The organism is Pseudobdellovibrio sp. HCB154 (genome assembly GCF_046267985.1).
GTDB lineage: Bacteria > Bdellovibrionota > Bdellovibrionia > Bdellovibrionales > Bdellovibrionaceae > Pseudobdellovibrio.
In genome coordinates, this window is record NZ_CP176530.1 from 3,313,266 (window position 1) to 3,328,715 (window position 15,450).

Genomic DNA, 15,450 nt, shown 5'->3' on the forward strand with positions numbered 1-15,450 from the left:
TTATTGCCCTTGCTCTTGATCGCCAGTTTTAGACGCAATTACTTTTTCAGCCATAGCCTGAAGTAATTCATTGATGTTTTTTCCTGTAACGCCAGAAATCGCGTAACCAGTTACATTAAATTTCTTTTTAAATGTCTGTTTAATCTTTTCGATTTGATCTGCAGATAAAAGATCAATCTTGTTAAATACTAAAATTTGTTCGCGCGAAGATAGCGGAAAGAATCCGTCTTTATCTTTACTCATTTCATCGTACTTCTCGATTTCAAAATTGATATCTTGGTAATCTTGAACCGGGTCACGGCCAGACATTCCAGAAATATCAACGATGTGAACGAATAAACTGGTACGTTCGATATGTTTTAAAAATTGAATACCAAGGCCCACACCTAAATGCGCACCTTTAATTAGACCTGGAATATCCGCAACAACGAAGTTTGAATAATCACCGACTTTAACAACGCCTAAGTTAGGAGTTAAAGTTGTGAACGGATAATCAGCGATCTTAGGTTTTGCTGCCGAAATGCGAGAAATTAATGTCGATTTACCTGCATTAGGAAAACCGATGATCCCTACGTCAGCGATAAGTTTTAATTCTAAGATGATTTCACGAGTCGTGTTGTCTTCACCTGGTTGCGCGTATTCTGGGGCTTGGTTTACGCTCGTTTTAAAGAAAGCATTACCTTTACCACCACGGCCACCTTGTAAGAAGTTGATTTCATGAAGATCAGTTAAGTCGTAAATCACTTCATGAGTTTCAGCATCGCGAATGATGGTACCTTCAGGAACAATCATCACCATGTCAGCGCCGTTATGGCCTGAACAGTTTGAAGCGGCACCCGGTTGACCGTTGTCGGCCGAATACTTTTTGTAAGTCTTAAAGTCGACTAGAGAGTTGATGTGCTTAGAGGTTTTGAAGATAACGTCTCCGCCTTTACCGCCATCGCCCCCATCTGGGCCGCCACGAGGGGCATAAGATTCACGACGGAATGTAACGGCACCCGGGCCACCACGACCCGAAGCAACTGTGATTTTAACTTCATCAACAAATTTCATACGACACTTCTGCGTGTCTGCGACACGACTAACTCTTTGAACCAATAAAAAAGGAGCCTTGAAGGGCTCCCTCTTTATGCGAATGTTTGTAATTAAACTACTTATTACGCAGTTTTTGGATAAACGCTAACTTTAAATTTTTCTTTCGAAAATCTTTCAAATTTAACGTGACCTTCGATCACTGAATAGATTGTGTGATCGCGTCCCATTTTAACATTGTTACCAATGTGGAATTGAGTTCCACGTTGACGAACGATGATTGTTCCTGATTGCACTAATTGGCCACCGAAACGTTTAACGCCTAATCTCTTCGACTGCGAATCGCGACCATTCTTGGTACTACCACCAGCTTTTTTACTTGCCATTGTATACTCCGTGTTCCTTTAAAAATTATTTAGTTTTTTTAGTTGTTTTTTTAGCCGCTTTTTTAGCAGCTGTTTTCACTGAGCGTTTAGAAGCAGCTTTTTTAGGAGCGGCTTTTTTCGCTGTAGCTTTTTTCTTAGGTGCAGCAGCTTTTTTAGCTGGAGCAGCTTTAGTTACGCCATGAGCAGCAGCGCGGCCTAAACCGATACCTGCTTCAGCGCGAGCGCGTGAATCTTCAATTTTAGTTTGGATACGTTCAGCACGTAATGCAGCCATATCTTTAACAACTGGAGTTGCATCAGATTTAGCAGTTTGTCCGTCTGGAGAAGTGATCGCTTTAACAAATAACTCTGTGAAGTCTTGTTTGTGCGTGCCGAATCTTCTGTATGAATGACGACGGCGTTTTTTGAAAACGATGACTTTGCGAGTGCGAGCTTGTTTAGTAACAACAACAGTTACTGAAGCGTTTTTCACAGTTGGAGCACCAACGTGAGTTTTATCGCCACCAACTAGTAGAACTTCGTCGATTTTGAATTCTGAACCAAGATCTTTTTCAAGTTTTTCAACTTGTAAAACGTCGCCGGCTTGAACCTTATATTGTTTGCCGCCTGTTTTAATAATTGCGTACATTACATTCTCCTTGAATGGATTTATTTCGTAATTAAGAGTGACCTTTAAATCATCTGGGGCACGCCTCTGTCAAAGCCAATTGAATGAATTTCAGTCTAGATTTTGTTGCCGCACCACGACCTGTATAAACCGCATATATTCGTTTATATTTATAATTTCCGCACTATTAATTCTTTTTTATATTATTTTACGAATTACTATTGCTATTATTAATAAGACGTGTTGATATTGGTGCATGGATATAATCCATAAAAGAAGGATCGCCCCTCCCTTAAAGGCCCCTTTAAAGAAGAACCTGCTGCTGCTTTCGCCTCGTCAAACAGGAAAAAGCTCGTATCTGAAGTCATTGGCTTCGGTGGATTTATATTTAAATCTGCAGGAGGCGGACACCTTCAGAAAACTTTCATTTCAGAAAAACATCATTGAAAAACTTCTTACACCAGAGATGAAAACCGTAGCGCTTGATAACGTGAACCGTTTGCCATCGCTACTGGATCAAGTGGAGCACCTAAATAAAACGCAGAATGTGCATTTTATTTTATCAGCTTCACAACAGATGAAGAACCACCCTGCTCTAGAAGCAGAAAAAACTGAAACGCTGTCGTTATTGCCGTTTTGTTATGAAGAATTACAAAACGAATTTAACCTGGATCAGATTTTAAGTTTTGGTTCTTTACCTTCGGTTTACAGTCATGAGCACAAGGATGTGCTTTTAAATGATTACGTTGGTCTTTTGTTTCAGGCAGACCTGATTCAGACCGGAAAAATTCGCAAGATTGAAAATTTCTCGCGATTTTTGAACGTGGCCGCCGAATACAATGGCCAGTATTTACATTTTGAAGAGATTGCTAAAATTTGCGAAGCGCCGGCACGCACAGTACGCGAGTACTTTGAACTGCTTAAAGAGATGCACCTTGGTTACGAAATCCAATGTACGACATCGCGTAAAGGCGCTAAACGCTCTAAGTTTTACTTCTTCGATGTAGGTGTAGCTAACGCTCTAAAAAATGATTTTAATCTTGAGCAGGATTTTGAAAAATCTGAAAGTGCGTTAAAGCATTTCATTCTCTTAGAACTTATCGCTTATAAAAACTATCGCGCCCCGAACACTAAAATTCAATTTTGGTGTGATTACCAGGGTAACGAAATTGATTTTTTACTTAACGACGAAGTAGCGATCGAAGTGCGCGGAACTAAATCAGTCAACGCACAACACATGCGAAGATTAAAAAAATTCACGGGAAAATTTCCCGTGAAGAAATCAATATTAGTCAGCCGTGATCCACAAAGCTTGGATGTCGAAAATTTCTTAAAAGATCTTTGGCGCGGAAAAATTATTTAACTTTTTCCGCACACACTAAGAATTAAAGTGCAATTAAAGGCGTTGGCGATGGAAGCGGTAACTGATCCATATCTAATGGATACTGTACGTTTTCTTTTGAACAGCTAAATGCGGCATCTCCGCCTTTAACAACAGCCGTATAAAAAGTTTGCGCGGCTAAACTGCATTCAAAATTTAAGATGCCTGTCGTTTTACAGATTTTTTTCATGTTAGTGAAAAATTGATTATCGCAGTCAGCTTTTGATTTATTGTTGGTTGTTGGCTCATGGTGATAACAAAGATCATGAATGATACAGGCTTTAAAGAATAAAGTTTTGTATTTACCTTCAGGAGCTGAACAACCATTGAAGTACATCACTTGGCCCAAAGAATTAGTTTGTTTACAAGCCTCGCCAGCTTTAAGGTTTCCGGTTGCTGGACAAGTCCATTCTTGAATAACTTCTCCACCAGTTTTTACACAGTAGTCGACTAATTGTTGATCGGCCCAAGTTGTTGATGCCATCGCAATGATTGCTACAAATAAAGCTAAAACTTTTTTCATCTCATTTTCCTTAAGGAATCTGTTCCATTGAAGTGGGATATCTGACACTATTTTTCATACAACGCCAAGACTCTTCGCCCTTCAAACGAACTGCGCTATAATACATTCTTGCCATGCTTTTACACATGAAGTGTTTGTTACCTTTACGCTCATCCTGTTTGCAGATCTTTAACATATTATTCTTAAAATCTTCGTCGCACTCGGCACGAGATTTACCACTCGCTTTAGGTTCATTATGATAGCAAGAATCATGCACCAGGCAGGCTTTGAAAAAATAAATGCGATAGCCATCCTGATTGTCACTGTTACAACCGTTAAAATATAAAGATTGCTGGTCAGCATTTGTAAAACGACAGAACTCTTCTTTGCGAACTTTACCCGTCTCTGGACAAGTAAACTCAGCGATAAATTCACCGCCAATTTTCTCGCAATAATCCTGTAAGTATTGATTGTGATGTTTTGCCTGAGCTAAAGGCATAGCCAAGCCCAACACGGCCACTAGAGCCACTGTTAATTCCCTGATATTTTTCATGGCGCGGAATCTATGTCAAAAACTAGAGTAAGTAAACTAGTTAGTTATCAAATATCTCGTATTGTTCTAAGTGGTAAGTCGTTTCAATTTTAAAGGCAATTGAGTGCCCAAAGCGCTTTTCAAGATGCTCAAGGGTTTCATTTTCGACTTCGTAAATCCAGTCTACAATTTGAGCATGGCAATGAATAATTAAATTACGTTTTGTGTTTTCAGTTAAGCCAACCTCACGCTCAATTTCGCGGAAGATTTCGTTCGCAATCGTGGCTTTACGTTTAATATACCCTTTACCATCGCAGTATGAACAAGGCTCACACAGTGTCTTAACAAGACTTGGACGAATGCGTTTACGGGTCATTTCGACCAGCCCAAGTTCGGACATAGAGGTCACATTGGTACGTACGCGGTCTTTTTTAAGCTCTTCTTGAAGCGCTTGTAAAACCTGTTCACGGTGCGTTTCTTTTTCCATATCGATAAAGTCGATGATGATAATACCCCCCACATTACGCACGCGTAATTGATGGGCAATCTCTTTCACGGCTTCTAGATTGGTTTTTAAAATCGTATCTTCTAAATCTTTTTTACCGACATAACTTCCAGTATTTACGTCAACCACCACTAAAGCTTCGGCTTCATCGACAACGATATAACCGCCGGATTTAAGCCAAACTTTTCTTTCTGTGGCACGCGAGATTTCTAAATCTACATCGTAAAGATCGAATAAAGGTTTTTTCTCGTTGTAGAAGATAATGTTTTGTTTGTACTTCGGCATTAACTGCGTCACAAACTTTGAAACTTTTTTATAAACTTCTTCGTCATCAACCCAAACAGTTGTGACTTCTTCATTCATTAAATCACGAAGCGCGCGAAGCTCGACATCGATTTCAGCATGCACTAAGCCCGCTGTTTTTTTCTTTTCGTAATTTTTCTGAATTTCTTTTCCTAAACGATCTAGATACTCGATATCTGAACGAAGCGATTCTTCAGTGGCCCCTTCAGCCGCAGTTCTAACGATGACCCCACCTGAGGGATTGATTTTTTGTACTAGTTTTTTGAGACGTTCTTTTTCGCCTTCTTCTTCGATTTTTCTAGAAATACCCACATGTTTTACATAGGGCATGTACACTACGCCACGGCCTGGAAGCGAAATATGCGTTGTAATACGCGCGCCTTTTGTGCCCAGTGGATCTTTCGCCACCTGCACCATAATATGTTGGCCTTCTTTAATTAAATCTTGAATCGGAGTTTTAATATCACGAGAACCACGGTGATCTTGGCTATCATCCCCTGATTTATGCTCGTGATCGTCTTCATCAGCAAAAAATTCTTTACCTTCTTCAGTTAAAATATCGCCCACATATAAGAACGCGGCTTTCTCTAGACCAATGTCGACAAAAGCGGCCTGCATACCTGGAAGTACTCTAGTTACGATCCCACGGTGAATCGTCCCGACCCAAGTCGGTGAAGATTTGCGTTCAACCTTTAAGTCCATCAGAATCCCCGACTCGACGTAGGCCACGCGTGTTTCTAACGGTCGAACATTAATTAGAATTTCTGCTGCCATATTGGGACTCCTAGACGATTCGCCTGTTAACTTCACAGACAGTTTTACCGAATAATATTTTGTTAAGCAATGTGAGGATAATAACATGGCTACAATTGATGATCTATTTCGATTAATGGTTGAGCAAAAAGCTTCGGATTTGCACGTGACAAGCGGCGCACCTCCGTATCTTCGCGTTCACGGGATGATGTCGCCACTGAATTACCGCCAATTGACAAGCCAAGACGTACAAGGCTTGATCTTCGAAATCTTAAATGAAAAACAAAAGAAAGCTTTCGTAGAAAAATGGGAGTTAGATTTCGCTTACGTTCTTGAAGGCGTGGGGCGTTTTCGTTGTAACATCTTCATGCAGCGTAAAGGCTTAGGCGCTGTGTTTCGTACAATTCCAGAAAAAATTAAATCAGCAACCGAATTAAACTTACCACAAACAATCGTTGACCTTGTTGAACACGATCGTGGACTTGTTTTAGTTACGGGACCTACAGGTTCTGGTAAATCAACAACACTTGCTGCGATGATTCAACACATCAATGCCACTCGTGAAGCTCATATCATCACGGTTGAAGATCCGATTGAGTTCGTACATCCGAATTTAAAATCCTTAGTGAATCAACGTGAAGTTGGTGCACATACAAAATCTTTCTCGAATGCTTTAAAAGCATCTCTGCGTGAAGATCCAGATATCATTCTGGTAGGAGAGCTGCGTGACTTAGAAACCGTTTCGTTAGCCTTAACTGCTGCAGAAACAGGTCACTTAGTTTTCGGTACTCTTCACACGAATTCAGCGGTTAAAACAATTGACCGTATCATTGACGTTTTCCCTGCGGCCCAACAAGCACAAATTCGTGCCATGTTATCTGAATCATTACGCGGAGTTGTGGCACAAACACTTTTCACGCGTGCAGATAAAATGGGGCGTGTCGCGGCTTTTGAGGTTCTAAAAGGAACTCGCGCCGTTGCGAATTTAATTCGTGAAGGTAAAAATCATCAAATTCCATCGATTATGCAAACCAGCGCCAGCCAAGGTATGGTTCTATTTGAAAAATACTTGGATGATCTTGTGAAAAAAGGTCTTATCCTTGATGCAGATGCACGCTCTTTCTTAGGCAAAGAGACGCCGAATACTGGCGGCATCACCCCAACTGGAAAAAAAGTTGCCTAACACATAGATCGGATGTCAAATTGAACAATGACATCCGATTTAAAAAAGTTAACTCCCGAAGATATTGCTCAATACATTGATCACACATTGTTAAAACCTGAAGCGACTCGCGCTCAGATTCAAAAGCTTTGTGAAGAAGCCTTAGTTCATAAGTTCTACGCTGTCTGCGTGAACTCATCGATGATTTCTGTTTGCAAAGAAATTTTAAAAAACAGTGCTGTTAAAATTGCAGCCGTAATTGGCTTTCCTTTAGGCGCTTGTGATACATCAACTAAAGTATTTGAAACAACACGTGCCTTAAACCTTGGGGCCACTGAAATCGATATGGTTGTGCATTTGGGCGCGGTGAAATCACAAGATTGGTCTTATGTTGAAAAAGACATTAAAGATGTTGTGATGGCAGCGCAAGGTCATCCGGTCAAAGTTATTTTAGAAACACACATGTTAACTGAAGAAGAAAAACGTAAAGTGTGCGAAATCAGTCTTCATGCAGGCGCGCACTTTGTAAAAACATCAACTGGCTTTAGCGGCGGTGGCGCTACTGTTGAAGATGTGACGTTAATGAAATCAATCGTGCAAAGCAAAGCACAAGTTAAAGCTTCTGGTGGAGTTCGTGATTTTGATGCCGCTGTAAAAATGATTACGGCCGGTGCGACCCGTATCGGAACAAGCTCTGGTGTTGCCATTGTAACTGGCCAGGCTGGAAAAACTGGTTACTAATGCTACCTGCAGAAATTATTAAGAAAAAAAGAAACGGCTTTGAACTTTCCGAACAAGAAATCGAAAGTTTTATTTTAGGTTACACGCGCGGAAAAATTCCTGATTACCAAATGTCTGCGCTATTAATGGCGATTTATTTTAAAGGCATGACAACGGCCGAAACATTATCGCTGACAAAAACAATGCTTCATTCGGGCATCGTTGTTGATACGTCATCTATACCCGGCTTTAAAGTTGATAAACATTCAACCGGTGGCGTGGGTGATAAAACAAGTTTAATTCTTGGACCAATCGTTGCGGCTTGTGGTGTTTATGTTCCGATGATTTCAGGGCGTGGTCTTGGTCATACTGGCGGAACGCTTGATAAATTAGAATCAATTCCTGGTTTTAACACGCAACAAAGTTTAGAAGACTTTATTCGCATCACAAAAGAAATCGGCACGTGCTTCATCGGGCAAACAAAAGATATCTGCCCGGCTGATAAAAAAATCTATGCTTTACGTGATGTAACGGCCACTGTTGAAAGTTACCCGTTAATCTGCGCAAGTATCATGTCGAAAAAAATCGCTGAAGGCATTGATGGTTTAGTGCTTGATGTGAAATTTGGAACTGGTGCATTTATGAAAACATCTGAGCAAGCACATGAATTAGCACAAAAATTAATGGCGATTGGCGTGGGCTACGGTAAAAAAGTTGTCGCTTTGATCACTTCGATGAATCAACCGTTAGGTCGTTATGCGGGCAACGCGTTTGAAGTTTATGAATGTCTTGAAATCATGAAGAATAAAAAACACATCGGCGTTGATGGTCACGATATGTACGAAGACACACGCGAATTATCTCTTCAATTATCAGCCCACATGATTCACCTTTCTGGAAAAACTAAATCTTTTGAAGAAGCGTATAAAATGGCCGAAGAAGCTTTAGTTTCAGGAAAAGCTTTGGCAATTTTTGAAAAAATGTGTGGAAAACAAGGTGGAAACCTTGCCGACATTCGTTATGCAAAAAAACAATCAAAAGTAAATTCTACATCTAGTGGATACATTACAAACTACAATGTAGAAAAAGTGGGAATTGCCGGCATTGTGCTTAAAGCAGGTCGCAAAATCACAGAAGATGTGATTGATCCTTTGACAGGTATTGAGTTTCATAAAAAAATTGGTGATCCAATTAAAGCTGGCGAAACTATTTTTACAATTCATTGCGATGATGAATCTTTACTTTCTGAAACAGAACATTTATTACACCAAGCTGTGACTGTTTCTGCAGAAAAACTTATTGAACATAAATTAATTAAAGAGGTCCTACTATGATGAACAACAATGTCGTACAAAATATCACTGATGCCGTTACCTATATTAAAAGCCAATCTAAAGTAAAACCACGTATCGGTGTTATTTTGGGTTCGGGTTTAGGCCACTTCGTATCGCATATGAATGTTGAAACAACTTTTCCGTTCAATGCGATTCCTAACTTTATTCCAACAACGGTTGAAGGCCACTCAGGAAATTTAATATTAGGTGATATTGATGGCGTGCAATTAGTGGTTCTACAAGGTCGTCTGCACTACTACGAAGGCCACGATATGAACACGGTGGTATTTCCAACACGTGTAATGGCAGCTCTTGGCATAGAGATCTTAATCGTGACTAATTCTGCTGGTGGTTATGGTGATGGTATGAATGCTGGCGATTTTATGATTATCGAAGATCATATCAACATGATGGGCACTAACCCATTAATGGGACCAAATATTAAAACCCTTGGACCTCGTTTTCCGGATATGACTCAAGCTTATGATAAAGAACTTTTAGAAATGGCTGAAAAGATTTTTCGCGCGCAAAAAGTTTTCTTTCATAAAGGAACTTATATCGGCGTAACGGGCCCTACTTATGAAACACCTTCTGAAATTCGCATGTTTAAATCAATGGGCGGTAAGGCTGTGGGTATGTCGACAGTGCCAGAAGTGATTGCGGCCAACCACATGGGTCTAAGAGTAGCGGCGGTTAGCTGTATTACAAACTTAGCCGCTGGTATCAGCGCACACAAACTAACGCACGATGAAGTCACGGTGACTGCAAAGCGCGTTGAAAAAAGTTTTTGCGATTTCTTAAAAGAATTTATTAGTAAGATTTAAAATAAAGCGTTCTTCGGTGTGCGTGGGAATGGGATGACGTCGCGGATGTTGCCCATTCCTGTTACGTACATAAGCATTCTTTCAAAGCCTAAACCGTAGCCTGAGTGCGGGAAGCTTCCGTATCTGCGTAAATCTGTATAGAACGAGTAATCTTTTGGCTCTAAACCGATGCGTTTCATCTGTGTTTCTAAGATTTCAAGATTATCTTCACGTTGTGATCCACCGATCATTTCGCCGATACCTGGAACTAACAAATCCATCGCGCGAACTGTTTTACCGTCTGGATTTTGTTTCATGTAGAAAGCTTTAATTTCTTTAGGGTAATCCGTTAAGAACACTGGTTTTTTGAAATGCTCTTCAGCTAAATATCTTTCGTGTTCAGATTGTAAATCTGTACCCCATTCAACTGGATATTCGAATTTTTTACCTGATTTTTTTAAAATCTCAACACCTTCAGTGTACGTTAAGCGACCGAATTCGTTATTTAAAACGTTGTTCAATTTATCAAATAATCCTTTTTCTACGAATTGGTTAAAGAAATTCATTTCTTCTGGGCATTGCTCCATCACGTATTTAATAATGTATTTCACCATCTCTTCAGCAATGTCCATATTCGCCGATAAATCGGCAAAAGCCATTTCTGGCTCAATCATCCAGAATTCAGCTGCATGACGAGACGTATTTGAATTTTCAGCGCGGAACGTAGGACCAAAAGTATAAATGTTACCAAACGCTGCTGAGAACGTTTCACCGTTTAACTGGCCACTCACTGTTAAACTTGTTGTTTTACCGAAGAAGTCTTGTTTCGCATCAACGTGACCATCTTCAGTGCGAGGAAGCTTGTCTAAGTTCAGTGTTGTTACGCGAAACATTTCGCCAGCACCCTCAGCATCAGATCCAGTGATGATCGGCGTGTGCACAAGCACGAAGTTTTTTTCTTGGAAAAATTTGTTAATTGCAAACGCTAAAACTGAACGTACGCGAAAAACGGCTGAAAATGTATTTGAGCGCGGGCGTAAGTGAGCAATCTCGCGTAAAAATTCAAAACTGTGACGTTTATTTTGTAACGGGTAATCCGCATCAGCTTTTTGATAAACTTCAATTTTAGAAGCCTTCACTTCAAAAGCTTGTCCTGCACCTTCAGATTTAACTAACTGACCAACAACTTGAATAGAGCTGGCGATAGAAAGTTTTGCGACTTCATCAAAATTTGGCAGGCTTTGATCAAAAACAATTTGTACGCCATTAAAAAAGCTACCGTCATTAAGTTCGATAAAACCAAAACTTTTTTGGTCGCGGATTTTTCTAACCCAACCTGCTAGTTGCACTTGTTGACCGATTAATTTTTCAGACTCTTTGTATAGGCTACGTACTGTTTTTTTCATGGAGCTAGACTATCTGATTTGTCAGGCCTAGGCAAACATTCCAAACAAATGCGTGTAGTTAAACAAAAGCCTTGCCCGACGCATGCTTTAAAAGCGGTTAAAATTAATTTCAAATTCGTCATAAAGAAAACTTAATAGCTAGTAAAAAGCCTGTTTATAGCAGTTTTTTTTACGGTCCAGATTTTCCTAAAACGATTCAGTCAGGACTAGGTTATGTTTCGCAACTAACCGATCAGTTCTCAAAAGGTCGTCACAAGTAAGAACGGGAATGTACTTGTGAGTGCAGAAATGAGAACAATGAAAAACAATTTCCAGATCGTGCTATTAGTCTTAGGTCTAGTCGCTTTAACCGGATGTAATAACGGTAAATCTAAAGAATCTGTTTTCTCTGAAACCGCTCAAGCTTATTGTGAAACCAACACCCTCTCAAACCGCTATGTTGTGCAATGGGAAGACGGCTCAATCACCGTTGAAACCACCGACAAAGGTACGACTGATGATGACTTTAGAGAGTCATTCGTTAAAGATAATTTAGCTTTAATCAAACACGTTGATCGTGATTATAAAATTCAACTGCGACCCATGGCTAATAGCTCTGAGGTGCAAGCACAAGCTTCTGGCTTAAGTTGGGGCCCCGAAAAAATTGGCGCTGATCAAGTGTGGGCGCAAGGCTATAAAGGCCAAGGTGTAAAAGTCGGCGTTGTTGACGGGATGGTTGATAGCTCACACGTTCAGTTATCTAACAATGTGATTTCAAACGAACAGTTTAACCAAGAAATGAATGATCCTTACATCAATATTCACGGCACACACGTAGCAGGTATTATTGCGGCTGATGGAAGTTTAGGGCCTGTGGTGGGCGTTGCCCCTTCGGCAAAAATTTTAGCTGGTCAATTTATCAGTAACGCTGGCGGTGGCTCTTTGGGTGATGCCATCTTAGCAATGAATTCAGTAGCTAATAAGGGCGCTAAAATTATCAATATGTCTTGGGGTGGCGCAGGTTGTGTTGGTTCACTTAAAGATGCAGTCACTGCTTTATCTAACCGTGGCATCTTAATTGTGACTGCCGCTGGTAATGATGGTGTAAATTCAGATTATTCTCCGGATTATCCTGCCGCTTTTCGCTTAGCGAATCAAATCAACGTGGCCGCGACAACAATTGATGACCGCTTTATCTCGTTTTCTAACCGTGGTTATCACACAGTGAATATCGGCGCACCTGGCGTAGGTATTTATTCTACAATTCCACTAAATCGTGTTGATGATATGGATGGAACAAGTATGGCAGCCCCGATGGTTTCAGGTGCCGCAGCGTTATTATGGAGTGCAGTACCTGCTGCGACAGCGCAACAGATCAAACAAGCTTTGTTTTCGTCAGTTGATGTGTTTTCAGAATACCAAGTCAGCACGCGTGGCCGTGTTAATGTGAAAAAAGCTTTAGATGCTTTACGTGCGATGTTATCATCGCAGTAATGCGCAGCCAGTTTATTCAGATTTTATTTTTTCTTTTCTTATTAACTCAACAAACATGGGCTTTGGATTTTGATACCAAAACCGAAGTCTACGTGGCCGGAAATTCTTACGCCGTTGATTCTGAATTTGCTGAAAAAAACCAAGTCTTCTATTTTTTATCCAGCGAAAATAAAGTCATTTTTAATTCTAAATATGAATTTGCTTTATCACCTGAAGTTTATTACCTCGATAATTTAAAAATCAAAGATCAAGACAAAGCCTTAGTTGAACCCAAAGAAGTGGGCTTAAAATATTTTGGCTCGCACTTAAGTTGGACTCTGGGATTTTTTCAAATGAAAAAAGAAGGCCCAGATATTTTAGATCCTTTAGATTACCAACAGCCGAAGAACTATTTAGATCCCCTTCATTCTGGAAAATTAGCTTTATTGGGTTTAAAAGCTGAGCTAGCTGTTAATAATTATTTATCATTTGAAGTGGGCTATACACCAAAAAATCGTATTCCCGTGATCCCGCAAGAAAGCAGCGCTTGGTACCCACGTGAAGGTGTTCTGCCGACGGAATCAGAAAGTTTTCTGATTACCCTACCTGACAATCCAAATTACCGCATTAATAACGAAGAACGCTCTAAAGATGATTTAAAAAATAATTATATTTTTAAAACTAAAATTACGACCTCTTACACGGATATTATTCTGCAAGTGGCTGAGACTTTATCGAGCTCTCCGGATATTTCACCCACATTAACGGGCACTTTAATTTCAACTACACCGGTTTTTGCCATTAAGTTAGATAACCCGATTGAATTAGATGTGCGCTGGAAAAAAGTTAAAAACTACGGCGGCGGTTTTAATATTCCACTCGAATCGATGGGTTTAATTATTAAAGTGTTTTCAAATCAAGAAGTCAGCGAAAACAAAAAGACCTTAATGAGCACCATCGCCCTTGAGAAGACTTTAGGAAACTGGATTGCGATTTTAGAAGCGACAGCACAACAGATCAATAGCCGTGTAGATAATAGCAATCTTTCAACGATTACGAACTTATACGAAAACGCACAGGCTTTGGGGCTTCGCTATGCACCCAATGATAAATTTAGCCTATTAGCCGGTGGATTGTATGATAGCAAAAAAGGATCTTACGTAGCCACACTTCGTCCGAAGTATTTTTTCACGCAAAATGCGTACACTGAACTGCAAGTTGTGGCTGTCGGTGGAAAAGAAGGCGCTCTTCTTTCTTATTTTGATAAAGCCGATTCAGCATCGCTTAAAATCGGCACTAGTTTTTAATTATTAAGGTTTAACTCAAAATACAATTTGTTATCCTTACTGTAAAAAATCTTTTTTAAAGAGGCTGACACAGTGTCTGTTAGTTTTAATACGCTTAGATTAGCTGTAGCCCAGTTATCGTTAAAAAATTTCTCGGCAGTCGAATCAACGATGCTGGTTGAAATTCTTTTTGAGGCGCCGTAACGCTTAAGAAAATTCTGATCCCACACCGCATTCGATGTTAACGATTGAATTGTGGTTTTCACTTGTGCCGCGTTCGCTACGTTTGAGCCAGCTGTTAAATTTGAACGTAAATACACCATCTGCTCATTGCGCCCCATTACCCAAATGCCTGCTGTCGCCGTCAGATTAAGATTTGTCACATAGCTATCAGGTTTTAAAGTAAAACTTAATGATTCAAGCATCGGGCGCAAGATGAGTTCTTGGCCCTTAGGCAGTTTCATTAAAGCGGGCCACACGAAAAACTGCTTAAAGCGAGAACGAGTTAATTTATCTAACTCAGTGATCGTTTTAGATGAATAAGAAAGTTTGGCTAACTTCGCTGATAGACTTTGTTTAATGTAGTCTTGCAACTCTGATTTATCCACAACCATGGCCCCATCAGAATTTAACTTGTAATTTGTGACATTACTAAATGTGGCGTCAGGGTTATTTAAAGAAAAACCAATATCTATATACTGATCATTAATTTGCAATAAACTAAATAGCGGCGCGGATAAACCATCGACTGTCATTACTTGGTCTTTAATCGCTTTTTCAGCTTTAGCCGCGTACTTTTCAACTTGCCCCGCTAAAAGCTCATTCATTTTACTTAATAAAACAGGTTTGTAGAAATCTAATTGGGTAAATTGCTGTAAGATTTCATCAGCGACTAAATCTTCAAAGCCTGCGATATTGCTGCATTTTAAATTCTGCACTGAAAGTTTTGGTTTTCCCAAGTTCACGTCAGTGATATTAGCTGACATATTTACGTGATCTGATTTCGCTGAGCCCGAAATTCCTGCTAAAACTGAAATCGCATCTGTTGTTGTCACTAAACGAATATTTTCGCAGGTCGATTGCACACGAACTTTTAAAATAACACCGTTTACTTCTTTTACTAAATAAGTATCAATCTCTAACTTCGGAACCAAAATATCTAACTGCGGCTCTACTAGAGCAAACTGAATATTGTTATTTTCAATCGGGTTAAATGAAACATTTTTCCAATCAAGATTGTATTGAACATTATTTACAGAAATTGGGATCAAAGAACTGAATGTCAG

Annotated in this window: 15 protein-coding genes; 7 read left to right on the plus strand and 8 right to left on the minus strand. The window is 39.9% G+C overall.

The window, feature by feature from the left end:
• The 3 genes from obgE to rplU all read right to left on the minus strand — a co-directional run bounded on the left by obgE (window position 1) and on the right by rplU (window position 2,046).
• Complete coding sequence (obgE, locus tag ACKWCF_RS15780; RefSeq protein ID WP_409478569.1) at window positions 1–1,053, minus strand: GTPase ObgE; 1,053 nt, start codon at window positions 1,051–1,053, stop codon at window positions 1–3.
• A 104-nt stretch (window positions 1,054–1,157) separates the two neighbouring features.
• Window positions 1,158–1,418, minus strand: coding sequence for a 50S ribosomal protein L27 (rpmA, locus tag ACKWCF_RS15785; RefSeq protein ID WP_409478570.1), 261 nt, complete (start codon window positions 1,416–1,418; stop codon window positions 1,158–1,160).
• Window positions 1,419–1,443: 25 nt separating this feature from the next.
• A complete protein-coding gene (gene rplU / locus ACKWCF_RS15790) occupies window positions 1,444–2,046 on the minus strand; it encodes a 50S ribosomal protein L21 (protein WP_409478571.1) in 603 nt (200 codons plus the stop codon).
• Between the two features lie 235 nt (window positions 2,047–2,281).
• Between rplU and ACKWCF_RS15795 the strand changes: the two genes are divergently transcribed.
• Entirely contained in the window at window positions 2,282–3,388 is a 1,107-nt protein-coding gene (locus tag ACKWCF_RS15795) for an ATP-binding protein (RefSeq protein ID WP_409478572.1), read from the plus strand.
• Window positions 3,389–3,410: 22 nt separating this feature from the next.
• Here the strand turns inward: ACKWCF_RS15795 and ACKWCF_RS15800 are convergent, their stop codons facing one another.
• The 3 genes from ACKWCF_RS15800 to ACKWCF_RS15810 are packed head-to-tail and all read right to left on the minus strand — an operon-like array spanning window position 3,411 to window position 6,022.
• The gene (locus tag ACKWCF_RS15800) at window positions 3,411–3,929 is read right to left on the minus strand and encodes a phospholipase A2 (protein ID WP_409478573.1); all 519 of its coding nucleotides are present in this window, start codon (window positions 3,927–3,929) and stop codon (window positions 3,411–3,413) included.
• A gap of 10 nt (window positions 3,930–3,939) precedes the next feature.
• Window positions 3,940–4,461, minus strand: a complete 522-nt coding sequence (locus tag ACKWCF_RS15805) for a phospholipase A2 (RefSeq protein WP_409478574.1) — start codon at window positions 4,459–4,461, stop codon at window positions 3,940–3,942.
• 40 nt (window positions 4,462–4,501) lie between these two features.
• Complete coding sequence (locus ACKWCF_RS15810) at window positions 4,502–6,022, minus strand: ribonuclease E/G (protein WP_409478575.1); 1,521 nt, start codon at window positions 6,020–6,022, stop codon at window positions 4,502–4,504.
• An 85-nt stretch (window positions 6,023–6,107) separates the two neighbouring features.
• On the opposite strand from ACKWCF_RS15810, the gene ACKWCF_RS15815 reads away from it, so the two are divergent.
• The 4 genes from ACKWCF_RS15815 to ACKWCF_RS15830 are packed head-to-tail and all read left to right on the plus strand — an operon-like array spanning window position 6,108 to window position 10,041.
• Window positions 6,108–7,184, plus strand: a complete 1,077-nt coding sequence (locus ACKWCF_RS15815; RefSeq protein ID WP_409478576.1) for a type IV pilus twitching motility protein PilT — start codon at window positions 6,108–6,110, stop codon at window positions 7,182–7,184.
• Window positions 7,185–7,211: 27 nt separating this feature from the next.
• The gene (gene deoC / locus ACKWCF_RS15820; RefSeq protein WP_409478577.1) at window positions 7,212–7,904 is read left to right on the plus strand and encodes a deoxyribose-phosphate aldolase; all 693 of its coding nucleotides are present in this window, start codon (window positions 7,212–7,214) and stop codon (window positions 7,902–7,904) included.
• Window positions 7,904–9,217 (plus strand): thymidine phosphorylase, encoded by a 1,314-nt coding sequence (locus ACKWCF_RS15825; protein WP_409478578.1) that lies wholly within the window; start codon window positions 7,904–7,906, stop codon window positions 9,215–9,217. The genes deoC and ACKWCF_RS15825 overlap by 1 nt, the downstream gene beginning before the upstream one ends.
• The gene (locus tag ACKWCF_RS15830) at window positions 9,217–10,041 is read left to right on the plus strand and encodes a purine-nucleoside phosphorylase (protein WP_409480268.1); all 825 of its coding nucleotides are present in this window, start codon (window positions 9,217–9,219) and stop codon (window positions 10,039–10,041) included. Before ACKWCF_RS15825 ends, ACKWCF_RS15830 begins: the two co-directional genes overlap by 1 nt.
• Here the strand turns inward: ACKWCF_RS15830 and asnS are convergent.
• Window positions 10,038–11,426, minus strand: coding sequence for an asparagine--tRNA ligase (asnS, locus tag ACKWCF_RS15835; protein ID WP_409478579.1), 1,389 nt, complete (start codon window positions 11,424–11,426; stop codon window positions 10,038–10,040). The two genes, ACKWCF_RS15830 and asnS, sit on opposite strands and share 4 nt — an antisense overlap.
• Window positions 11,427–11,723: 297 nt before the next feature.
• Between asnS and ACKWCF_RS15840 the strand changes: the two genes are divergently transcribed.
• Together ACKWCF_RS15840 and ACKWCF_RS15845 are read left to right on the plus strand one after the other, a co-directional pair.
• Window positions 11,724–12,899, plus strand: a complete 1,176-nt coding sequence (locus ACKWCF_RS15840) for a S8 family peptidase (RefSeq protein ID WP_409478580.1) — start codon at window positions 11,724–11,726, stop codon at window positions 12,897–12,899.
• The gene (locus ACKWCF_RS15845; RefSeq protein ID WP_409478581.1) at window positions 12,899–14,185 is read left to right on the plus strand and encodes a hypothetical protein; all 1,287 of its coding nucleotides are present in this window, start codon (window positions 12,899–12,901) and stop codon (window positions 14,183–14,185) included. The genes ACKWCF_RS15840 and ACKWCF_RS15845 overlap by 1 nt, the downstream gene beginning before the upstream one ends.
• Here ACKWCF_RS15845 and ACKWCF_RS15850 read toward each other — a convergent pair.
• Complete coding sequence (locus ACKWCF_RS15850; RefSeq protein WP_409478582.1) at window positions 14,182–15,435, minus strand: hypothetical protein; 1,254 nt, start codon at window positions 15,433–15,435, stop codon at window positions 14,182–14,184. The genes ACKWCF_RS15845 and ACKWCF_RS15850 overlap by 4 nt on opposite strands.
• Window positions 15,436–15,450: the final 15 nt, after the last annotated feature.

Excerpts from the sequence above, each read along its gene's own strand:
- ACKWCF_RS15805 (WP_409478574.1), bottom strand. The coding sequence starts at position 4,461 with ATGAAAAATATCAGGGAATTAACAGTGGCTCTAGTGGCCGTGTTGGGC.
- ACKWCF_RS15845 (WP_409478581.1), top strand. The coding sequence starts at position 12,899 with ATGCGCAGCCAGTTTATTCAGATTTTATTTTTTCTTTTCTTATTAACT.
- ACKWCF_RS15840 (WP_409478580.1), top strand. The coding sequence starts at position 11,724 with ATGAAAAACAATTTCCAGATCGTGCTATTAGTCTTAGGTCTAGTCGCT.
- ACKWCF_RS15830 (WP_409480268.1), top strand. The coding sequence starts at position 9,217 with ATGAACAACAATGTCGTACAAAATATCACTGATGCCGTTACCTATATT.
- obgE (WP_409478569.1), bottom strand. The coding sequence starts at position 1,053 with ATGAAATTTGTTGATGAAGTTAAAATCACAGTTGCTTCGGGTCGTGGT.
- ACKWCF_RS15800 (WP_409478573.1), bottom strand. The coding sequence starts at position 3,929 with ATGAAAAAAGTTTTAGCTTTATTTGTAGCAATCATTGCGATGGCATCA.
- deoC (WP_409478577.1), top strand. The coding sequence starts at position 7,212 with ATGACATCCGATTTAAAAAAGTTAACTCCCGAAGATATTGCTCAATAC.
- ACKWCF_RS15795 (WP_409478572.1), top strand. The coding sequence starts at position 2,282 with ATGGATATAATCCATAAAAGAAGGATCGCCCCTCCCTTAAAGGCCCCT.
- ACKWCF_RS15810 (WP_409478575.1), bottom strand. The coding sequence starts at position 6,022 with ATGGCAGCAGAAATTCTAATTAATGTTCGACCGTTAGAAACACGCGTG.
- asnS (WP_409478579.1), bottom strand. The coding sequence starts at position 11,426 with ATGAAAAAAACAGTACGTAGCCTATACAAAGAGTCTGAAAAATTAATC.
- rpmA (WP_409478570.1), bottom strand. The coding sequence starts at position 1,418 with ATGGCAAGTAAAAAAGCTGGTGGTAGTACCAAGAATGGTCGCGATTCG.
- rplU (WP_409478571.1), bottom strand. The coding sequence starts at position 2,046 with ATGTACGCAATTATTAAAACAGGCGGCAAACAATATAAGGTTCAAGCC.
- ACKWCF_RS15825 (WP_409478578.1), top strand. The coding sequence starts at position 7,904 with ATGCTACCTGCAGAAATTATTAAGAAAAAAAGAAACGGCTTTGAACTT.
- ACKWCF_RS15815 (WP_409478576.1), top strand. The coding sequence starts at position 6,108 with ATGGCTACAATTGATGATCTATTTCGATTAATGGTTGAGCAAAAAGCT.